Annotated in this window: 20 protein-coding genes and 1 pseudogene; 16 read left to right on the top strand and 5 right to left on the bottom strand. The window is 54.6% G+C overall.

Annotated elements, in window-relative coordinates:
- The first annotated feature begins 8 nt into the window (after positions 1–8).
- From METLA_RS0102580 to METLA_RS0102565, 5 genes are all read left to right on the top strand, one after another.
- On the top strand, positions 9–2,486 hold the full coding sequence (locus tag METLA_RS0102580; protein WP_024297066.1) for an acyl-CoA dehydrogenase: 2,478 nt from the start codon (positions 9–11) through the stop codon (positions 2,484–2,486).
- Positions 2,487–2,563: 77 nt separating this feature from the next.
- Positions 2,564–2,761, top strand: a complete 198-nt coding sequence (locus METLA_RS22860; protein WP_161635376.1) for a hypothetical protein — start codon at positions 2,564–2,566, stop codon at positions 2,759–2,761.
- Between the two features lie 114 nt (positions 2,762–2,875).
- Positions 2,876–3,529, top strand: a complete 654-nt coding sequence (locus tag METLA_RS0102575; RefSeq protein WP_024297065.1) for a hypothetical protein — start codon at positions 2,876–2,878, stop codon at positions 3,527–3,529.
- Between the two features lie 89 nt (positions 3,530–3,618).
- Entirely contained in the window at positions 3,619–4,065 is a 447-nt protein-coding gene (locus METLA_RS0102570) for a WapI family immunity protein (protein WP_152539354.1), read from the top strand.
- Between the two features lie 30 nt (positions 4,066–4,095).
- On the top strand, positions 4,096–4,551 hold the full coding sequence (locus tag METLA_RS0102565) for a hypothetical protein (RefSeq protein ID WP_024297063.1): 456 nt from the start codon (positions 4,096–4,098) through the stop codon (positions 4,549–4,551).
- 648 nt (positions 4,552–5,199) lie between these two features.
- Here the strand turns inward: METLA_RS0102565 and METLA_RS0102560 are convergent.
- Positions 5,200–6,294, bottom strand: a complete 1,095-nt coding sequence (locus METLA_RS0102560; RefSeq protein ID WP_024296696.1) for an IS91 family transposase — start codon at positions 6,292–6,294, stop codon at positions 5,200–5,202.
- Positions 6,291–7,198, bottom strand: a pseudogene (locus METLA_RS0102550) (tyrosine-type recombinase/integrase). The gene METLA_RS0102560 and the pseudogene METLA_RS0102550 overlap by 4 nt, the downstream one beginning before the upstream one ends.
- A 572-nt stretch (positions 7,199–7,770) precedes the next feature.
- Between METLA_RS0102550 and METLA_RS0102540 the strand changes: the two are divergent.
- The 10 genes from METLA_RS0102540 to METLA_RS0102485 all read left to right on the top strand — a co-directional run bounded on the left by METLA_RS0102540 (position 7,771) and on the right by METLA_RS0102485 (position 15,390).
- Positions 7,771–8,208: a hypothetical protein gene (locus METLA_RS0102540; RefSeq protein ID WP_024297060.1), complete on the top strand. Its 438-nt coding sequence runs from the start codon at positions 7,771–7,773 to the stop codon at positions 8,206–8,208.
- Positions 8,209–8,658: 450 nt separating this feature from the next.
- Positions 8,659–9,003 (top strand): DUF2489 domain-containing protein, encoded by a 345-nt coding sequence (locus METLA_RS0102530; RefSeq protein WP_024297059.1) that lies wholly within the window; start codon positions 8,659–8,661, stop codon positions 9,001–9,003.
- Between the two features lie 601 nt (positions 9,004–9,604).
- Entirely contained in the window at positions 9,605–10,396 is a 792-nt protein-coding gene (gene thiD / locus METLA_RS0102520) for a bifunctional hydroxymethylpyrimidine kinase/phosphomethylpyrimidine kinase (protein WP_024297057.1), read from the top strand.
- Positions 10,393–11,013 carry a thiamine phosphate synthase gene (gene thiE, locus METLA_RS0102515; RefSeq protein WP_024297056.1) on the top strand — a complete coding sequence of 207 codons (621 nt, stop codon included), beginning with the start codon at positions 10,393–10,395 and terminating at the stop codon, positions 11,011–11,013. Before thiD ends, thiE begins: the two co-directional genes overlap by 4 nt.
- A complete protein-coding gene (soxX, locus tag METLA_RS0102510; protein ID WP_024297055.1) occupies positions 11,010–11,354 on the top strand; it encodes a sulfur oxidation c-type cytochrome SoxX in 345 nt (114 codons plus the stop codon). Before thiE ends, soxX begins: the two co-directional genes overlap by 4 nt.
- Positions 11,351–11,821, top strand: coding sequence for a thiosulfate oxidation carrier protein SoxY (soxY, locus tag METLA_RS0102505; RefSeq protein WP_024297054.1), 471 nt, complete (start codon positions 11,351–11,353; stop codon positions 11,819–11,821). The genes soxX and soxY overlap by 4 nt, the downstream gene beginning before the upstream one ends.
- A 1-nt stretch (position 11,822) precedes the next feature.
- Positions 11,823–12,134, top strand: coding sequence for a thiosulfate oxidation carrier complex protein SoxZ (soxZ, locus tag METLA_RS0102500; RefSeq protein ID WP_024297053.1), 312 nt, complete (start codon positions 11,823–11,825; stop codon positions 12,132–12,134).
- Positions 12,121–12,963 (top strand): sulfur oxidation c-type cytochrome SoxA, encoded by an 843-nt coding sequence (gene soxA / locus METLA_RS0102495; RefSeq protein WP_024297052.1) that lies wholly within the window; start codon positions 12,121–12,123, stop codon positions 12,961–12,963. The genes soxZ and soxA overlap by 14 nt, the downstream gene beginning before the upstream one ends.
- The gene (moeA, locus tag METLA_RS0102490; protein WP_024297051.1) at positions 12,960–14,219 is read left to right on the top strand and encodes a molybdopterin molybdotransferase MoeA; all 1,260 of its coding nucleotides are present in this window, start codon (positions 12,960–12,962) and stop codon (positions 14,217–14,219) included. Before soxA ends, moeA begins: the two co-directional genes overlap by 4 nt.
- Before the next feature lie 163 nt (positions 14,220–14,382).
- A complete protein-coding gene (locus METLA_RS0102485; RefSeq protein ID WP_425411734.1) occupies positions 14,383–15,390 on the top strand; it encodes a L,D-transpeptidase family protein in 1,008 nt (335 codons plus the stop codon).
- A 113-nt stretch (positions 15,391–15,503) separates the two neighbouring features.
- On the opposite strand, the gene METLA_RS0102480 is transcribed toward METLA_RS0102485, so the two are convergent.
- The 3 genes from METLA_RS0102480 to METLA_RS0102470 all read right to left on the bottom strand — a co-directional run bounded on the left by METLA_RS0102480 (position 15,504) and on the right by METLA_RS0102470 (position 19,869).
- Positions 15,504–17,819, bottom strand: coding sequence for an alpha/beta fold hydrolase (locus METLA_RS0102480; protein WP_024297049.1), 2,316 nt, complete (start codon positions 17,817–17,819; stop codon positions 15,504–15,506).
- A gap of 212 nt (positions 17,820–18,031) precedes the next feature.
- Positions 18,032–18,670 (bottom strand): hypothetical protein, encoded by a 639-nt coding sequence (locus METLA_RS0102475; RefSeq protein WP_029646338.1) that lies wholly within the window; start codon positions 18,668–18,670, stop codon positions 18,032–18,034.
- Between the two features lie 578 nt (positions 18,671–19,248).
- Positions 19,249–19,869, bottom strand: a complete 621-nt coding sequence (locus METLA_RS0102470) for a helix-turn-helix domain-containing protein (protein WP_245598716.1) — start codon at positions 19,867–19,869, stop codon at positions 19,249–19,251.
- A 436-nt stretch (positions 19,870–20,305) separates the two neighbouring features.
- Between METLA_RS0102470 and METLA_RS0102465 the strand changes: the two genes are divergently transcribed.
- Entirely contained in the window at positions 20,306–21,610 is a 1,305-nt protein-coding gene (locus METLA_RS0102465) for a hemolysin family protein (protein ID WP_024297046.1), read from the top strand.
- Positions 21,611–21,640: the final 30 nt, after the last annotated feature.

The raw sequence follows: 21,640 nt of genomic DNA, 5'->3' as shown, positions 1-21,640 counted from the left end.
AAATCATCATGCTCTGGTTTATCGCATTCATCGTGATCGTTTTGGCGGCCAGCTACCGCAGAGCTTCGCTGCGGCTCACGACTTTTTTGATCGGCCTCTGGCTCGCCGCTTATATCTTGACCCACGGTCTGACGCCTTTCAGTCAGGGCCTCTGGGCCGCATTCCTGCTCATCTTCATGCCGTTGAACATCGAAGGCCTCCGCCTGAAGCTGATCAGCCGGCCGATGTTCAAGCTGATGAAGAGCGCGCTGCCGCCGATGTCGCAGACCGAAAGGGAAGCGCTCGAAGCCGGCACGGTCTGGTGGGATGCGGAGCTGTTCTCCGGTAAACCTAACTGGAAGGTGCTGCTGGATCTGCCCCCCGCGAAGCTCTCCGCCGAGGAACAGGCCTTCATCGACGGCCCGGTCGAAACGCTCTGCGCGATGCTGAACGACTGGGACATCACCCGCAACCGGATGGATTTGCCGAAGGAAGTCTGGGACTATATCAAACAGCAAAAATTTTGCGGCATCATCATCCCGAAGCAATACGGCGGCCTCGAATTTTCCGAAATGGCGCACTCGGAAATCGTGATGAAGCTATCGAGCCGCAGTTCGACCGCCGCGGTGACCGTGATGGTGCCGAACTCGCTGGGACCTGCCAAGCTGCTGCTCGCCTACGGCACCGAGGCGCAAAAAAATCATTATCTGCCGCGTCTGGCCAAGGGTGAGGAAATCCCGGCTTTCGCATTGACAGGCCCGCACGCGGGCAGCGATGCGGGCGCGATGCCCGATACCGGCGTGGTCTGCTACGGCGATTTCGAAGGCAAAAAGACGCTCGGCATGCGCCTGAACTGGGAAAAGCGCTATATCACGCTCGGTCCTGTCGCGACCGTGCTCGGCCTCGCCTTCAAGCTTTACGATCCCGATCACCTGCTCGGCGATAAGGAAGCTATCGGCATCACGGTCGCGCTGATTCCGACCGACACCCCCGGCGTCTCGATCGGCCGGCGCCATTTTCCGCTGGATTCGGCGTTCCAGAACGGCCCGAACTGGGGCAAGGATGTGTTCATCCCGATGGACTGGATCATCGGCGGCGTCGATCAGGTCGGCAACGGCTGGAAGATGCTGGTGCAATGCCTCGCGACCGGCCGCGCGATTTCGCTACCCGCGCTCAGCGTCGGCGGCGCCAAATTCACCAGCCGCAATACCGGCGCCTATGCGCGTATCCGCAAGCAGTTCAACGTGCCGATCGGCGAATTCGAAGGCATCGAGGAACCGCTCGCGCACATGGCCGGCCAGACTTATATCCTCGACGCCGCGCGCAAGGTCACCTGCGCCGCGCTGGATCAGGGCGAAAAACCCTCGGTGATCTCGGCGATCCTGAAATACGAACTGACCGAAAGGATGCGCAAGGTGATCAACGACGGCATGGACATTCAGGGCGGCTCCGGCATCTGCATGGGTCCCCGAAACTATCTCGGGCGCCTGTACCAGGTGATACCGGTCAGCATTACGGTCGAGGGCGCGAACATCCTGACCCGCACAATGATGATCTTCGGCCAGGGCGCGATCCGTTGCCACCCCTATATCCAGAAGGAAATGGCCGCGTTGAGCCAGGGCGATGCCGGACTGGCGCTGAGGCAATTCGACCAGGTTTTCTTCGAACACATCGGCTTTTTCATGCGCAACTATGCCTCCAGTTATTGGATGCGACTGACCAATGCACGCTTCATTAAAGTGCCCGGAGACGATTATACCCGCCCCTATTTTCGTCAGATTGCGCGGCTCAGCGCCAGCTTTGCCGTGCTTGCCGATGTTGCATTGCTGACATTGGGTGGCGCGCTGAAGCGCAAGGAAAGGATCTCCGGACATTTCGCCGATGCCCTGAGCAATCTGTATCTGTGTTCGTGCGTGCTGAAACACTATCAAGATCAGGGCAGCCGCGCAGAAGATCTGCCTTTGTTACACTGGGCCTGCCAGCAGACCCTGTTCCAGTCACAGCAATCCTTACTGGCTATCCTCAGAAAACTACCGATGCCGCAAGGCATTTTGATTTTGCGCGCGCTCTTCTCGAGACGACCCATGCGACCTTTGGCGGCGTTTTTGAGTGCGATCGCCTTCCCGCTCGGCAAGCCCTGCAATCCCCCCGACGACGATCTGATTCACCAATGCGCCTCGCTGCTGCTGACCGATAGCCCGGTTCGCGACCGCCTGACGTACGGTATCTATATCAACGATAAACCGGACGATGCGACCGGACGGATCGAAGTCGCCTTCAAAGCGGTGCTCGCCGCAGCGCCGGTCGAAGCGAAAATCAAGAAGGCGCAAAAACAAAAACGGCTCGCCAAAGGCGATCCGTCGAATGCGGTCACCGAAGCCTTAACCAAAGGCGTGATCACGCAGCAGGAAGCCGATTTGCTCGACAAAGCCAATCAGGCCAGACTCGCGGCGATCACGGTCGACGATTTCAGTCCGGAAGAGCTGACCGGCGTTAAGCGCTCCTGACATCGTCATCGGGCGCATTAACGTCAGCGTAATGCGCCGAATGGTCAAAGCCCACAGCGGCGCAATACGGCGCTCGGATGTTTCTTGCCGAAATTCAGAATGAAGCGCATGATCCGGTCCGTATCAGCTTGCTCGGTGCGGATGCTGTTGCTTCAGGCGAGTTTTGTCCCGGACTTGATCGAGCAACTTGGGCGGCTTACCAGAAAAATTTGCTGACGTGGATTGCATTTTATTTAGGATGTGATAATTTCACACACTTCAATGAATATAAATAAGATTTATGACTTTACAAATATTTAGGCAACCTTATGACGCAATATTTTGCGTCATTTAGGATGTCTAATTGTAGTTAGGCGTCTTGAGACCCGCACCACGAGAGGATTGCCCTCATGTTTGTCGGCCACTATGGCGTGAGTTTCGCTACCAAGAGGGTTGCTCCTACCGTCCCGCTGTGGGTGCTCTTTCTCGCTGTCCAGCTTCTGGATATTCTCTGGGCGCCGTGCGTACTTTTGGGAATCGAGAAGGTCCGTATCGTGCCAGGTATCACGGCGTCCAACCCGCTCGATCTGTACTACATGCCTTACACGCATAGTCTGGTGGCCGCGCTCGTTTGGTCCTGTGTGGGTGGTTTCACCTATCAGTTCCTTGCGCGTCCCGCACGCCAACAGGCGAGCGCCGTGGTCGGGTTCGCTGTGTTCTCCCACTGGATTCTGGACTTCGTGGTCCATCGGCCCGACCTCCCCATGTACGACAATTCCGCTAAGGTCGGCTTGGGACTTTGGAACGCTCCTGCGCTCGCGTTTGGCTTGGAGGCCGCCTTGCTCTTCGGAGGCATCTGGCTCTGCCTGCAAGGGCGTCTGGCTCGTTCTCTCGGGACACTCGCGTTTGGAGTCCTAATGCTCGCAATACAAGGCTATTTCTTCTTCGGTCCACCGCCGGCATCCGACCGCGCCGCGGCATCGACGGCGCTCATCGCATACGCTATCTTCGCCATCGCCATTTGGTGGCTACAGGATCGCCGCGCAGTTCCAGGAGCCGCCTAACCCTTCCATCGAGGGGACGTCCACAAGCGGGCTTCGCCCACTTGCGGCCGCCCCTCATGTCAAACGTTGGGCGTCACAAAGGGGCTTACATGCAGATTCGTGAGGCAGACAACTTTCTTAGCATTGAGGTCATAGAGCGGGTGCCCGCAAACCTACCTACGCAGGGAGATGCCTCATTCGCAATTGAGTTTAGAGTGGAGGGGTTTTCTGGTTCTGGTCCCACCTGGGTAGACTTACTAACACTTCAGTCGTTCGTAAAGCAGTTGCGCGCACTCGAAGTGTCACGCAAAGGGGAGGCGGCCATGGAGTCGATGACGCCAAGAGAGTTTGAGTTGCGTATCTGGGCCACAGATGGTTTAGGGCACATGGCTCTCAAGGGACGCCTCTCGCATCGAAAGCAGGTCGGCGAGTTCACTTTCAGTTTCGATCCAAGCTTGTTAGTAAGCGCTAGAGTGGCGTTCGAGGCCATCTTGAACGATGCCGCCCAACAATCGGTTCAAGCCGACGGCCCCGCCTTCGGCGGGTCCGCGGCTTAACCTGGGCGTTAGCAATTACTGGAAGAACACATGAAATACGTAATAACAGCTATTGCGATTTTCACAATACTATTGTCTCAAATCGCTCAAGCCGATGAATCGGTGAAAGAGTTCTTCGACAAATACGTCCAACTTAGCGACAGTTTTGAATTGTCGGTGGCTGCCCTATATGCTGATAATGCAAAAGTCCATACATACAGAAAGTATCCACACGGCCTTGAACGGGCTATGGAGCTTAGTGGAGTGCAGTGGAAACAATTACTCATCCAGGCCATGCCTTTAGCAAAAGCGCAGAATGACAAAAGTGTTTTCTCTGATGTAACTATTTCAAATTACGGAAATGGCTATAAAATCAAAGCGAACCGATATTCCAATCGTAAGTGTTACACAGACACAGGGTATTATATGGTTGTGGCACCTAATGAGATTGGCAGATTACAAATTATCGAGGAATACTCTGAGACACAACCACAATCAAATTGCTAACGATCAGGTCAACAAGGACGCTTCGCGCTAACGCGCTCGCGCCTGTTACCTGAAGCGTTAGGCATTTATGGAACCATCCTCGTTCATCTTAGAGTTCCACCCGCACCTTACTAAGGATCGCTGGGCAAACTTTCTCTTGGCGGTTGGTACTGCTGGTGCTACCAGCGAATGGTTATCTTCGCATCGGGTTGAACTTACCTGTGTCAAGCGCAGCCAATTACAGCATGTTGGCTACATCATCTATAAGATCGGTCAGCCTGCGCTTTGCAATGTGGTTGGTGTAACGGGCGAGGCAGAACAACGGGCTAGCGTATATGCACGGCACACCTAACGGATAAGGTTAGATTGTGTGAGCGAAGCGAACCACAATCTGAACCGGTTGTTGGACAAGCCCGGTAATCACGGATCTGACTTTAATATAAGAAAATATCTTTTTGGCGTTTGTGGGAGGCGATGGCTTGTCTGACGCGTAAGGTTCAAAAACAAGCCGGACGGATCGGCAGGACGGCACCACAATCCGGAAATGGGCAATTTTCGACGCATTATGCTCCGGATTTGGACCGAGCATAACCCTCGGCGCAAAAGTGCCGATTCAGGCTGGGCCGGAATGACTGATGGGTTTACATAATCTGTTCCTTTCCGGTTGCGTTATCCTGTTGTTGGCACTGCCAGCCTTAGGGAGGACGGCGGCATTTGTGTTTTGATAATGCGCATGTCACCGCCGCAGCACCGGCACTTGAGAGGTGGCCGTTTTCTCAGCCAGGCCAGCGCCCGGTTCGGATTCACGCCGAGCAGGACTTGCAGCAGTTGAATCAGCCGTTTGCTGTTGGGGTGCAAAAAGCCGAAATTGCGCGCGCGCCGGAAGCCCTTGGGCAAGACATGACGGAGGATCAGCCATAGGAATTGGGCGCCGGGCAGCGTTCGGGTGCGCATCTGTCGGGTTTTGCTGTCCTGATAACGAAAAGTCACCTGACCGTCCCGGCAGGCGACAATGTCCTTTTCCTGGATGACGCCTTTATAAAGATAACGCCCAAGATAAACCAGCGCCTTGTCGCCGCGGCCGACCGACTTGACGTCGACGACCCATTTTTCGGGGTAACGGCCCGGAAGTGCCAGTTCTTCTTGTGTCATCGCCTCGAGCAGTTTGGCGCGAAAGACTTTGGCGAGCGCCTTGTGATTGAACAGGTAGCCGGTTGGGTTCTTGCTGCCGCGCTTGGTGCGCCACAGGCGTTTGTCCGCATCGATGGCCGCCGCCGGCATCACCAGATGCACATGCGGGTGATAATCGAGGCGGCGGGAATGGGTGTGCAGCACCGTGATGGCGCCGGCTTTTCCCTGAAGTTGTCGGTCGTTTTGCGCAAAGGTTTTGACCGTCTCCCAGCTACAACGAATCATCAGGTCATACAGCGTGCGTTGCTGCTGCCAGGCCAGCGCTCTGAGCTCTTTAGGCAGCGTGAAGGTCAACAGAAAATACGCGGCGGGCACCTGCCTTTGCAGTTGCCGCTCCAGCCATTGCTGACTTTCGTGTTGTTGGCAGTGGGGACAGTTGCGATGGCCGCAGGAATGCGGCACGAAACTTTGGCTATCGCAGTCAGCGCATTGCGCCAGCATCACAGGACTTTGCGAAGTGCGGCAGTGCTTCATGGCGGCCAGCGCTTGGCGCTGGCTGGGCAGAAGCCGGCTCTGATACGCCGCCAGAAATTCGGTTTCGAAGGTTTGAATGATAGCGGAGAGCAGGATCATTTGACCTTCCCCCAGTCCAGGGCAAAGCCATTCATCAAGGCATTGATCACCTGGTTGGCATTCTGATTCGTGCCGTCAGTCAGATGGGTATAGCGGGCGGTGGTGAGGATACTGTGGTGGCCGAGGATTTTCTGCACTTCCAGCAGATCGACACCGGCTTCGATCAGATGGGTGGCGTAGCTATGCCGCAGACTGTGTGGGGAAATCTTTTTTTTAGGCCGCAGTCTTGGGCCACCTGGCGCAGAGTCGTTTGTACGCCGCCGCGATCCAGCGGCGTAGTCGCATGCTGCGCTCCTTTTAAGCCACCGTGACGATTGGGAAACAGCAGTACCGGATTGCGGTGAACCTGCCAGAAGCGACGCAGCAAGGCCAATGTTGCCGCCGGCAGGGGCACCAGGCGATCCTTGTTGCCTTTCGCATCGCGAATATGCACGCGCTGGCGTTCGACATCGATATCGCCCACCTGCAATCGCAAGCCTTCACCGAGACGCAGACCCAGACTATAGAGGGTGAAAAAGAAGACCCGATAACTGAGGGTGTGGGTTGCCAGGAATAAACGCTGGGCTTCATCCACGCTGACAATATCCGGCAAGCGTTGCGCCTTGGGCGGCTTGATCAGATGGGGCGCCACCCAGGGTTTGCGCAACACATGGGTATAATAGAACTTGAGGCCGTACAGATCGAGTTTGACTGAACTCCAGGAGTGAGACGCCAGCAAATCAGTGAAATAATCGGTCAACTGCGCTTCGGACAGGTCCTCGATGCGTTCGTCGAAATACGCGCCAACGCGGCGAATGGCACGGGCGTAAGCCTCTATCGTCTTGGGCTGGAGCCCTTTGAGTTTAAGGTGTTTAAGATGGGTTTGATAATTTTGCTTGAAAGTGGATTTAGATGATGATGTCATTGTCGCGTAACCTCATGATTCGTAGTGGAATGCTCCCTCGCAGTGAGGGCTTGAGGCTACATTTTATAAACAATCGGGCGATGGGGCTGTTTCTCCGCGTAGCGGCTTCGTCCAACCCGGCGCTCAAGAGGGACGGTCGCTATCGCGCCCGCCCCTTAGCTCTGCGTTAGACTGCGGCAAAATCAAAAGGCTTGGGGCGCTCCTTCCTGGCACGGAAAGGCCGTCCCGTTTTCCACGGCGGGGCTTATCCGTTCGGCCTGATCCGTTTGCGTCACGCTCGCCCGGCAAGGCTTTGGCGGTGTCCGAGACGCCCCAAAGGCTTTTAGGGCCTTGGCTTTAACGCGGCGCGACGCAAGCCGGGGAGTCCTTCCGGGCGGCAAGGACTTTCTGCCCGCGTAGGCCCTCGTTTTTTTCCTTGGCTTCGCCCAGGCTCTGTTTTACAATCGGTCTAACCCGGCGGTCAAAGGGACGCGCCGCCCATTGGCGGTTTTGGAGTTTTATTTTTTTCAAGGGTCGGTGGCTTCGCTTAAGCTCAGTGAGCGGCACGCCCCTTACCATAACGTTAGCACTCAATGGCACGCACGTCGCAGTTTCCAAAGGCAATAGATCCGGAACTCGTCGGAACCTACCCGGCACTCGCCAAGGCAGGTGGTGGCTATGTTTGGGATGCTGTCCTTGAATATCGTGTTTGGTGCCACCCGGAACTAGGCGCTCCTGACGAGTGTGAGGGCGACGATTACTACTATGCTTTTGCAACCTTCGAGGAAGCCGAGGAATTTGCAAAAGAAATGGTTGGAGCCGCTGAACCTCTCGCGTTGATACTTCAAGAAGAATATATTGATGAACCCGAGCCGGGGCGCTACACACATGTTCGGGCACGGCGCGTCGCGGAATGGCCACCGGTATTTCTAAGCCGGCCTCGTCGTTCGCCATCTACAATTCCCGACTTCCTTTCCCCCGACGCGCCAGCCAATCGACTCGAGATCCTTCGGGGGGGCGCACCGGCATGACCGCTCTAAGTGCTAACGAATAAGGTTAGATTGTGAGAGCGAAGCGAACCACAATCTGAACCGTTTGTTGGACAAGCCCGGCCCTACTAAGCGGTGGTAAAAAAACTGGAATGTATGACCTAAAAGTAAGGCTTGACAGCCTATGGTATTTAAGATAATAAGAAAATATCTTTTTTGAGATGAGTTTGTAAGAAAATCAACGTGTTGTATATTTGGCATTTGTGTGTGATTTCCATGTAATGAAGTGTACCTCGAAGCCCTGGTTTAAACAAGATGCAAATTAATGCTTGAATCGAGTCAATTCGTTTATGCTGTTACAATCATAATTATGGCTACTTTGGCTTCGACTAAGCCCGCTTTCTCCGCGTTAGCGGCTTCGTCCAACCCTTCCATCGAGAGGACGTCACCCGGCAAGCCGGGTGCCGCCTCTCATGTCAAACGTTAGCCGTCATGCAAGACCGTTCCGCACAAAGTCCCGCAGAGTCCGCAGCTCGCCAAGCGCTTGTTGCCGCGGCCATGGCAATGCTTGATGGAACGCTTCCGTTCAACGAAGGCGCCTATCAAGTCACCAAGCTGCGCCACCATATTGGGGGTGTCGCGGAGCGCGACGAAGACTTTGACATCTTTATCGCGATCGAATCTGAAACTGATCACTTGCCACTCAAAGCGCAGTTCGCGCTATGGCAAACGGAGGCGTTGGAGCGGCTAGCGCCAGAATTCGAGCGAACGCAGGCCTGGGCAAGCCAGTTTGCGCCTGCCGCATGCGCCAGTCTTGTTAACAGGTTCAAGGAGTAGTCGCCGTGTTGGCTAACGCGCCTCTCCTAGCAACTTCTCCTCGAGTGCTGCTCCGGCCGGCGACCGCTAACCCCTCCGTCAAGGGGACGTCTTGCGGCAAGCCGCAATAAACACCTTATTAATAACGCTAAAAAGCTCCATGGCATACACACTTCACATTGAACGAAACCCACAGGGCATAACCCTTGATGAGTGGTTCGAGGTAGTCAGAAAGCAAGATGGCGTCAAGCTTGCTGATGGTGGCGTAGAAACCACGAACCCAAAAACGGGAGAAACCATCTCAATTCAAGGCAATCCTGGCGATGTCGCCGTTCTATTCCAGACGAAGGGCCGTAGGATGGGTAGAGGCATGGACGCCGAAACCCATCATACTGGGGTATGATGGGTTTCTCTGCGCTCTACCTACCTTACGGGACTTGACGCGTTATCGATCAAAAAAGAAGACGGAGTCGGTAAGTTCAGTAAGAAATCGAGGGAACAAATCTTTCGAATCCGCTATTACGCGCCACGGTATCGAGGCGACGGAATACCACGAATCCTCACTTGATAAGATTTTTCGGGTTAAAATAGGCCATTCCGTTTTAGCCTTCAATCCATCATCATGCCGATCACCCGCCCCGTCGTCCTCTGCTTTTCCGGCCATGACCCGAGCGGCGGGGCCGGCGTGCAGGCCGATATCGAAACCCTGGTCAGCCACCGCTGCCATGCCGCCAGCGTGATCACCGCGCTGACCGAGCAGGACACCCGCAATGTCAAAAAACTGCTGCCGCAGCGTCCCGAAGACATCATCAGCCAGGCGAACACGGTGCTGGCGGACCTGGACGTCAAGGCCTTCAAGATCGGCCTGATCGGCCATCATGAAACCGCCGCGGCGATTCATGCGATACTGCTGGAGCACCCGCAGATTCCGGTCGTGCTCGATCCGGTGCTCGCGGCCGGCGGCGGCGCGGCGATGTCGGACAGGCAATTGCTCGCTACGATCGTCGATCTCTTGCTGCCCCGCACGACCGTCTTGACGCCGAACAGCCAGGAAGCCCGCAAGCTGGCCGGGCTCGACGATCTGGACCGGTGCGGCCTGGCCCTGCTCGACAAGGGCTGCCGCTATGTGCTGATCACCGGCGCGCACGAAACCACGCCGACGGTCAGTAACCGGCTCTATCATGACCGGCGCTGTCTGGAAACCTACCACTGGGACCGTCTGCCCGCAAGCTACCACGGCTCCGGCTGCACGCTGGCGGCCAGCATCGCAGGCCTTCTGGCGCAGGGCCTGACGCCGGTGCAGGCGGTTGCCGAAGCGCAGGAATATACCTGGAACGCGCTGCATAATGGCTATCTGGCCGGCAAGGGCCAGCACAATCCGGACCGCCTGTTCTGGATGGAGGCCGGCGTATGAAATTCCCAACACGCGGACTGTACGCGATCACCCAAACCGATCATAAAGCGCCGGATACGGTGATCGCGGAAGTCGAAGCCGCGATCCGGGGCGGTGCCGCGGTCGTGCAATACCGCGACAAAAATCCCGCCGATGCGCTGGCTCTGGCCCGCGAACTGGTCAAGGTCTGCCACCGCCATCGAGTCCCGCTGCTGGTCAATGACGATCTCGACCTGTCCATAGAGGCCGGCGCCGACGGCGTGCATCTCGGCAAGGACGACGGCCATATCCGCGAGGCCAGAGAGAAGCTCGGCGCGGCCGCGATCATCGGCATCTCCTGCTACAACTCGCTCGAACGGGCCCAAGAAGCTCAGGCGCACGGCGCGACCTATGCGGCCTTCGGGCGTTTTTTCCCATCGAACTCGAAACCCTTGGCCGCCCCCGCCCAACTCGAGACGCTTCGGCAGGCCAAACAGACGCTTTCGATTCCGATCGTCGCGATTGGCGGCATATTGCCGGAAAACGGCGCCGAATTGCTCGCCGCCGGGGCTGATTTACTGGCCGTGATCGGCGGTATTTTCGACCGCGAACCGGAAGCCTCGGCCCGGGCCTATCAACGCCTGTTCGACCGCCGATGAAGCTTTTTTTGCCGGTTTTGCTTGGATTACTGGCCGCCTGCGCCGCGGCTACGGAAATCTCCGAAGCACGCATCAACGCCGGCAAAAAACTGGCTTTCGACCGCAACAAAGGCAACTGCCTGGCCTGCCATGCGATCGACGACGGCGAATCGCCCGGCAATATCGGCCCGCCTTTGGCCGCACTCAAGACCCGCTTCAAGGACAAGCCACAACTTCGCGAGCAGATCTTCGATGCAACCCGCTTCAATCCCGAAACCAGCATGCCGCCGTTCGGCAAGAACAACATCCTGAGCCCTGACGAAATCGACCAGGTTGTCGACTATTTATGGAGTCTGCCATGACCGAAACCCGCCGAGCCTTCATCAAGAAAACGCTGAGTGTCAGCGCCTATTCAATTGCTTCAACCCTGGGCTGGCTAATGCCGCTGAAGGCGATGGCCCAATGGCAGGCCGAAAACTTCACGCCGGGCAAACTGGATGACTCGATAACACGTTTGTACAAGGGGCAAAAAATCGCCGACAGCAAAGACATCGAGCTGAAGATACCGACGATCGCCGAAAACGGCGCGGTCGTGCCGCTGACGGTCAGCAGCCGGCTCGGCGATGTCCGCGCGATCTCGATCTTCGTCGCGAAAAATCCGGTGCCGCTGGCCGCGCGTTTCGAGCTTTCGCCCGAACTCGATGCTTTCGTTTCGGCGCGCATCAAAATGGCCGAAACCTCCGACGTGATCGTGGTCGCGGAAACCGGCAGCGGTTTGTACAGCGCCAGGCAACTGGTCAAAGTCACGATCGGCGGCTGCGGAGGCTAAGATGTCGAGCATCAAGATCCGCAGCAAGCGCGAAAACGGCAAGACCCAGATCAGAACCTTGATCAGCCATCCGATGGAAACCGGCCGCAACAAGGACCCGAAGACGAATCAGTTGATTCCGGCGCATCACATCCAGGAACTGACAATGAGCCGTAACGGAAAAGTGATCGTGAATTGCCAGATGGGCGCCAGCATTTCGAAAGACCCTTATTTTGCGTTCATGTTGAAAGGCGGCGAACCGGGCGATCGGATCAAAATCGAATGGGTCGACAATCTCGGCAACCGGGACAGCGAAGAGCATGTCCTCAATTAAAGTTTGCGTCTGGCATCTTGCACCTTTGTTGTTCATTGCCCACCCCGTGCAGGCAAACCCGCAGCAGGACCAACAACAATTCAGGGACCATTACCGCCAACTCTTCCCGCAGCTGCAATTGAGCGACTACGCGAACGGCGCCTATGCGATCGACCCGGTCGCACGCGAGTCCTGGCGCGCGATCGAAGAATTTCCGCCTTATGAAGCGGCGATAGAACAAGGCGAAAAGTTGTTCAACACGCCGTTTCCGCAAACCGGCCGCCATTATGCCGACTGTTTTCCGGACAAAGGCATCGGCATCGCGCATCGCTATCCCGCCTGGGATAAGTCCAAAGGCGAAGTCGTCATCCTCGCCACGGCTTTGAACGATTGCCGCGCAAGCAACGGTGAACCGGCGCTGGACGCCGAAAAAGGCGAGATCACCCAACTCTTAGCCTACATGGCCTACACCTCGCGCGGCAACACGATGGCCACCGTCATCCCCGAAGACGACCCGCGCGCCCTGGCCGCCTATCGGCAAGGCAAGGATTTTTATTACACACGGCGCGGCCAGCTGAATTTCGCCTGCGCGACCTGTCATGTGCAGAATGCCGGCAAACGCATCCGTTCGGAAATCCTCAGCGCCTCGCTCGGCCACACCACTAACTGGCCGACTTATCGGCTCAAATGGGGCGAGATGGGCACGCTGCACCGGCGTTTTCGCGAATGCCTGGCCCAAATCAAGGCCGAAGCGCCGCCCGCAGACAGCGAAGTCCTCCGCAATCTCGAATATTTTTTAAGCTACCTGAGCAACGGCATCCCGATCACAGGGCCCAGCACACGCAAATGATCACGACCCAACCGACTTGCCACGACATCGACGAACCCGGCCTGATTCCGCTCGACGAAGCGCTGGCCCGCATCCTTGCCGCCGTACCGGTCGCAGGCGGCTACGAGCGCCTTGCTATCGAAAAAGCGCGCGGCCGCACGCTGGCCGAAGCCGTCACCGCCGGTTTCAATGTGCCGGCGCAGACCAATTCGGCGGTGGACGGTTACGCCGTGCATTCAAGCGATTTGCCCGCAGAAGGCACGCGGACTTTAAAAATTGCCGGCAAGGCCTATGCCGGCGAAGTCTTCAACGGTGCAATCAAGCCAGGCCAATGCCTGCGTATCATGACCGGCGCGATGATGCCGGAAGGACTCGACACGGTGATCATGCAGGAACTGGTCGAAGCCCGCGGCGATGCGATCGTGATCGACAGCCGCCATAAATCCGGCCAGAACGTGCGCCAAGCCGGCGAAGACATCCGGCAAGGCCAGACGATCCTGCACCCCGGCAAATGGCTGACGCCGCCCGACATCGGCCTGCTCGCCTCGCTCGGCATCCCGGAGGTCAACGTAAGCCGCAGGCTCAGGATCGCGATCGCCTCGACCGGCGACGAGATTTACAGCATAGGAAGCCCTCCGGGCGCCGCGGGGCTCTATGACAGCAACCGCTACAGCCTGCTGGCCGCGCTCGATCGGCCCGACATCGAAGTAATCAACCTCGGCATCGTCGAAGACAAGCCCGAGGCGCTGCGGCAGGCGTTCGAACAAGCCGGCCGATTCGCCGACGTGATCATCTCGAGCGGCGGCGTCTCGGCCGGCGAAGCCGATTACACCAAGACCGCCTTGCAGGCCTCAGGGCAAATCGGCTTCTGGAAAGTCGCGATCAAACCCGGTCGCCCCCTGGCCTTCGGCCAAATCGGCAATGCGGTATTCTTCGGCCTGCCCGGCAATCCGGTCGCGGTGCTGGTCACCTTCTATTTCGTGGTCCTGCCTGCGCTCGAAAAAATGCTCGGCATGCAGGACAAACCGATCGCTCCGGTCTTTCCGGCCCGTACTCTGGAAGACCTACGCAAAAAACCGGGCCGCACCGAAGTGCAGCGCGGCATCATCGAGCAGGATCGAAACGGTGAATGGACCGTCCGCAGCACAGGCCAACAGGGCTCGGGGATGTTAAGTTCGATGAGCAGGGCGAATGCGTTCATCATCCTGGAGCATGAGCGGGGGAACGTAAAGGCCGGGGAATGGGTTTCGGTCAAGCCCTTCGCGGGGATGTTTTAAACCGGTCGGGGCAGGCTTTATTTTTGCAACAAGCGCCTTCGTTTTCGCTTCATACATCTAAATATTAGTATATACTGATTGGCATTCTATCGAAATTTCCGATAGCCGTCAGGCACTGCTTTCCTTTTCCGGAAAATAGTCTTTCCCTGCTTTTTAATCCCTCATGAGTTCCAAAATATTCTTCATGAAAATTTCCGCCGCATTGGCTTTTTTGACTTTGTTATCCGCTCTGAATTGCAAAGCCTGGGCAACGACTTATGACTTGCCGGCGAACGGCAACGATAGCGTCATTACCGAATTCGATGACAGTTTTTCGTTAACCCGCGCCGAACACAACGAAACCTTGCTCGACGTGGCCAGGCGCTTTAATTTGGGACAAACGGAAATCGTGCGCTTGAATCCCGATACCGATCGCTGGCATATCAAAAAGGACGAAGTCATTCGTTTGGCGAACCGGCGGATACTGCCGGATACGCCCCGCGACGGCATCACCCTGAATATCGCCGAATACCGCATGTATTACTATCCGCCGGCTGAGAAAGGCAAAGCGCCTCAGGTCATTTCTTATGCGCATGGCATCGGCCGGCAGGACTGGAAAACGCCGCTCGGCAAGACCCGCATCGTCAGAAAAGTCAAAGATCCCGCCTGGCACCCGCCGGAATCGATCCGCCGCGAACACGCGGCGAACGGCGATCCTTTGCCGGCGGTGGTGCCGCCCGGACCTCACAACCCGCTCGGGGCCTACATGATGCATCTCGACATTCCCGGCGGCTATCTGATCCACGGCACCGACATCGACAAAATCTACGGCATCGGCATGCAGATTACGCATGGTTGCGTTCGCATGTACCCGGAGGATATCGAGGCGTTATACCAATCGGTGCCGGTCGGAACGCCGGTTTATATCGTCAAGCAGCCGATCAAGGTCGGATGGCTTGACGATACGCTTTACATCGAAGCGCATCCCGACCTTGAAGGCGAAACGATGACGCAAGATCAGCGCTACGCCGCGGCGTTAACGCTTATTGAAAAGGCCAATGGCCAGATGCTGCCTGCATTTGACCGGCATGCACTGGAGGCGGCATTGACGAGGCTGAACGGCGAACCCACGCCTATTTTTAAAAGGCCTTATTTGAACGAAATAACGGCGTCACAAATAACTATCAATTGAATCCTCTGTGCAAGTACGCGCACCGAGAGAAGTCGCGCCTGTGTGAGCTTTGCTGTGCATGCATCAGCTCTGTTTGTCCTACGAATTGATCAACCGCCTATGACATTCGGTTGCTAAAATCGCGGCGTTATCGCTTCGTCGACATGATTGTGACGATATTGACTTAAAAAGCCATCGATCACGGCCCAGCTATTTCCGATATTCTCCGTTAAGATGCCGTGCTTAGCGGATTTTATCGGGTGCAACTCCTTGTGCGTAGTGCCGAGTTTATTAAAAACGATTTCGGCGCTTTGCGGCGACACCACCGGATCCTGATCCGCATACATCACCAGCGTCGGCGTTGCAATACTGGGCAACAGCGATTCCAATTGATGAATCAGGCGGCGCAGTTCGTATAAAGCCCTGACCGGCATATTCCAGTAGTTGATGTCGGGATGTTCGGGCGCATGCTCGATAAAAGGCTTGACGCCTTCGAACGAGGAAACCCAGCGCACCAATGCATTGGCGTTATACAGTAGCGGCACCAGCATGAAAGCTGGATTGACGAATTTTATCGACACCGATATACAGACCAGTCCGATCATTTCGGCAGGCTTTTCCGCTGCCAGTTTCAGCGCCAGTGCCCCGCCGGTCGAAAAGCCGATCACGAACAATTTGGAACAATAAACCTTTAGGATATTAAAGCCTTTTTGCACGCTTCCGAACCACTGTTCTAAGCTGGCATCCCGAAGGGCATAGGGCGAGGTGCCGTGGCCTTTAAGCCGGATGCCCAGCACCGTATAACCCTGGTCGGCCAGATAACGGCCGTATTCCCGCAATTCGGCGGGGCTGGCCAAGAGACCGTGGATCAATAAGATACCGAAGCCGTTGGGCTCACTCGGCTGGATAAAAAATGGCGACGGATCGGCAGTGGCCGTTTCCTGATGCTTCATGTTTCCGTTACTATGATCTGCATAAGTTTGCCGTTCATAAGCCAGGCTCAACTGTTCGTCTTCGAAATGCCAGGCGGCCAAACGGTAGGGATCAATACCGCGACTTTCTGCATCGGACGCTAGCAAGGCTTCGAGCACCGTGCGTAGCGGCGCGGCTTCGTTGTTGTAGACGGCGATCGGATTTTCCAGCCTTATCCTGTCGAAATCGTAATCCTCGCAGAGTTTGGGTAAAAAGTGATAGCAGCCATCCCGTTCGGCGATCAGTTCCGCTTGCTTCGCAAAACAAATAAATTGTTCGAAACGGGTGCTGACGCCGTGCGGCAAACCGCCATAGTCGTCCGGATTCAACAGGCTGCTGTGCAAATGGATATCGGTGTTTTTTTGCAGATGCTTGATCGCCACATAGAGCACCAGATAAAACCGACATTTATCAATTTGCCGCCGTTTGGCGCCAATCAAACTCATAATCAAAGTGGAGGCCAGATGGCTGATGTTGACCGTGAGGTTGGCATAAATTTCTTTCATGTATTGATCGCGCGCGCATTGCGCGTTTTTGATGAAATAATGCTCCAGCAGCCGCTCCTTCCAGTTTTTTGCATCCGTTTTTAATTTAAATACATGGTCTAATTTTTCAATGTCGGGCGCCACTTTATTCATGATGAAATGGGTGCGCCAGTCCCAGACACAGCAGGGGTTAACTGGTTTTCCCATCCGGATATCCATATCGGTGTCTTTGAGGAGGATGTTGCTTTCGATCAGCAATTCTTCCGATTGGCGTAAGCTCAAGCCGCCCGAGATCTGTTCGACGCTTTTGAACAACAGGTTTTCCGAAGCGCGGATCGGGTAGAACGTAATGTTGGCAGGCACAATCACCGTCGGCTTGTGTGCAGCTGCCAACAGCTCATTCAGATTGTCGAATTGCAGCTGCTCCTGCCAGTGCAGCAAACGCTCAAGCCGACCTTCATCAAAAGCATGGCGTATAGCCACTTTGATGGCTTCCACACCCTGCCCCAACACCGCGGCTCCGGTATGCAGTTTGCGCCGGTGTCCGGTCATGCGCGAATAAATGTTATATTCGCCTGTCTTATCGATGACACGGTGGTCTTTGATCATCCCGCCTTCCGGGAAAATAATGACTTTGCGTCCACGCAATATCTGTCCCGCCAGCATCGCGAATAAACGCGGATGGTCGTGCGGATAAACGCCGACATGTTGCAGATAGTTCGACAGCATATTCTTTTCCTTGAAGAACTCGCCCGAGGCGATCGCGCAACTGAAAGTTCCGGTGTTTTCGTAAATCAGAAACTGCGGGATAAAGGTTTCGAAGCGAGAGAAATGATTGAATAGAAAAATATCGCCTTGCAGCACTTTCGTGTCGGCATACAGTTCTAGTTTGACGCTGAGCAAGTTTTTGACGGCGCTGAAGAGTTTGATCGAACGTAGGTAGAGTGCCTTGTCCAGATCCGGCCAGTCTTCCGGATATATGGGAGAGTTCATATCTGTTCGACCTCCTAAGAAGGACAAATGCTATATATCGATAACAGACAACTAGAAATTGACGCGATTTCGAAAACCTGACCCGTCATCCGATCTTAACGTTAAGCGCAAAGCCCATAAGATGTATTTGTACGATAGGATAGGCGACACCTCCATTGGTTCCGCCGATCCTATCAACTAAGATCACGGTGTATCACAAAAACGCGGTTCGTTCAGGCATTTTTAGGCTCATCGCCTTTGCCGCGCGCATAGCGGTAGCACAAATACAAAATCACGACGCAGATTCCGATCGTGAACAAGTTTTTTTTGAGGTTGTCAAAAGATTCGTCGCCCTCGATGCCGACCGAAAAAGGAATGTGGGTATCGACTTTTTGGTCATTCTCGATCAGGGTAACATGGGCCTGATAATCGCCGGGGCCGAATTGGTTGAAATCGACGCTGCCTTCAACCGTGCCGGTCTTGGTTGTGCTCGGCGGCCGGTAATAAACCCGCGTTCCTTCCGGTTCCTTGGTCACTTCAAACTCGATGCTGACATGACGCAGTTGTTTGCCTTCATAGTCAAAAACCAGGTTGGTCATGCCCAGCTTAGGGATCGATTTACAATAGCTTTTACTTTCGGATAGTGTCGGCGTATAAGCCGCAAAATGTATCCATTCGTTACCGATCTTGATCCTGCACAGGTCGACATCATCCAGATCCCCGCGATGCGCAAAGACCGGCTGCTGCAAGACAAAGGCCAGCATCAGCGCATACAATAGGCACGCAAACAGCTTGGCTGATCGTAAAATTAAATTAGGTCCTCCGTTAAAAAAGCTTCCTGTTTTTTGTTCGTGTTGTTTTCTTCTTTTCATTATTAAACTCCACAAAATAGGACAATTTGACTAGGGCTTTAAAACGCAATCATTTCGACTTTAACAATTCGGCTTTTGTCCTCCATCGCTTCAGAAATTTAGCTAATGTGCTGATAATACACCCTTTCTTCATCTATCCAAAAGCCTATCATTCTCTTTCATGACGGGGTAAAAAGCATTTGCAGTCGTTCACCTACATATGGCCTAATGCGACTATGCAGGACGAATCGTCGACTATTTGCGGTATTGTTGATCCAGATCAATTTTCGATTTGGAAAAGGTGTAACAATGGCTTCACCCGTTAAGGGACCCAGTTTTCTTCCGACCGTCGATGACCCCGAGAAGAAGGCCGTATTCATCCATTCCAAAGAGAAAAGTTATGAAAACTGTAAGTCAATTGTTCTTGGTCGTTTTCGCCCTCGTCACCTTGGCTGCCTGTGGCGACATGGGTAAAGGTCCAAATAAACCGGCCGGCTCAAGTTCTGCGCCGGCAATGCAAAAATAAACGTTTACCGACGAAAAATCAGATATTACCGCATCAATGCCATTGAAGCGGTAATATCAATCCGGTACCGGAATTAGCACGGAGCGGCCGAACCGGTTTCAACGATCGATCTTAGTGCATTCAGATCATTGATCAGTACGCCTCGCCGCTTAACGGTGATGACGCCATGTTTGTTTAAATCCGTGAATTGCCGACTGACCGTTTCATTCGTCAGTCCGAGAAAATTTGCGATGTCGTGGCGGCGCATGCTCAGATTAAACTCCGTAGCGGAAAACCCAAGCGCATCGTAGCGTCCTGATAAGGTCAGCAAAAAGCCGGCGATTCTGCTCCGAGCGGAACGATGTCCCAGCGCCAGAATTTTATCGTGATCGGAGGCAATTTCCTTGCCCAGGACCCGCATCATCTGAAACGGCAGGCCGGGAATTTCAGAACATAGCGAGGTCAGGCGAGATAACGGCAACTCACAGACCGAACACGTTTCCAATGCGATTAAGGAACAGGTGAAGCGGCCGTATTGCAATGAATCCAGACCCAACAACTCCCCCGGCAAATAAAAGCCAATGGTTTGTTCGACGCCTTCCGAATTTACCATGAAACTCCGAAAAGAGCCTGATTTAACGGCAAACAGGCTTTCACATTCGCCGCCCTGAAAATACAGAAATTCATCGACATGCAAGGGCCGCCTGTTATTCACAATGTTGGCAAGCTGCCTTTTTTCGTTTTGTTGCAGTCCGTGCGGCAAACAAATATTGGTTAGTCTGCAATCATGGCATGAATTGCCGGGTAAGCTTGAGTCCATAGCAGCGTTCCTTTTTTTGGGGATATTTATAACACGTATGACGGGTTGATGTTACGCATTGTTCAACCGTTGCTTTCGGATAGCGGCCACAGTTGACCGGAAAATCCAAGCACATTCCCTTCTCTTTCAGGTAATTCAGCACCTGCGTCTTATGCGCCCCGTTGCAACGGCAAGCGCTTTTTCTCAAAAATGACGGCCTCTTGATAAACCAATGGACGAATACTTCCGTGCCTCGATAAATAAGAAACGAAAAATTCTATGGTAGATTGAACTCTGCCAACAGCGTTGGTGGCAAAGTAGAGATGAGATTTCAATTTTCAATAGTCACGATGTGAAAGATTTTTACGCGAATCTAGGCCTGCTTTTTTTGTTGATCCTGCTGAACGGCATTTTCTCGTTGTCGGAAATGTCTGTCGTCTCATCGACCAGGGCACGCTTGCAAAAATTAATCGCCGAAAAACGCCTGGGCGCCAAAGCCGCGCTCAAGCTACACGAAGAACCCACCCGTTTTTTGTCCACCGTACAGGTCGGCATCACGACGGTCGGGATTTTGAGTGGCGCATTCGGCGAGGAAGTGTTACGAGCGCCGCTGTATCAGGCGATTGCGCAAATCCCTTGGCTGGCACCTTATGCGGAAACGCTGGCTCTGGTCTTGACCGTGACCTTCATCACTTATTTCTCGGTCGTGCTCGGAGAACTGATCCCTAAACGCCTAGCCCTGCAAAATCCTGAACGCATCGCCGCCCGCATCGCAAAACCGATGCAAGGGCTGGCCTTGTTGGTCAGCCCTCTGGTTTGGTTGCTGTCTGCTTCGAGTCATCTGCTGCTCAGATTATTTAGATTAAACCGAGTCAAAGAAAACAGCGTATCCGACGAAGAAATTCGCCTCCTGATCGAAATGGGTTCCGAATCCGGCATATTCCACGCCAGCGAAAGCCAATTAGTCGACAATGTGATGAAACTGGACGAAGTCCGCGTCGGCGCGATCATGGTGCCTCGTCAAGACATCTTCGTCGTCGACAGCTTGGAGGCCGCCGATACACTGCGCCGTAAAATCGAAGATTGCCCTTATACGCAAATCGTCGTCTGCCGGGGCGGATTTGAACAGGTGCTTGGCATCCTGCATTGCGGGGATCTGTTAAAAAAAACGTTGGGCAAGCCTGAATTCAACATCGAACAAGGATTAAGACCGCCACTCTACGTGCAAGAATCGATGCTGCTGATCCATCTGCTGGAGCATTTCCGGGAAGCCGGTGCGGATTTGGCGCTGATCGTGAACGAATATGGCGATATCGAGGGACTGGTCACCTTGATGGATGTATTCACCGCGATTGTCGGTAAATTCCCGCGTCTTTCTTCGAAATCCGCTTTTGAAGTGGTGCAGCGCGCCGATGGTTCGTGGCTGGTCGACGGCGGCTTGCCCATCAGCCAGCTCAAATCGGCGATCGGAATGAGCGGACAATTTCCAGGCGAATCGGCCCATGCTTACAATACCGTGGCCGGGATGATTTTACATAACTTTGAAAGGCTGCCGCAATTGGCGGATAGTTGCGAAATAGAGGATTGGAAATTTGAAATTGTTGACCTGGACGGCTCGCGCATTGACAAAATTTTAGTTTCCTTGATCCCCAAATAGAAGCGCCAGTCGGGAGCGTGAATGCCAGCC

Source organism: Methylomicrobium lacus LW14 (genome assembly GCF_000527095.1).
Taxonomy (GTDB): domain Bacteria; phylum Pseudomonadota; class Gammaproteobacteria; order Methylococcales; family Methylomonadaceae; genus Methylomicrobium; species Methylomicrobium lacus.
Note: the sequence above shows the minus strand (reverse complement) of the source record. Positions and strands in the feature narration are given on the sequence as shown.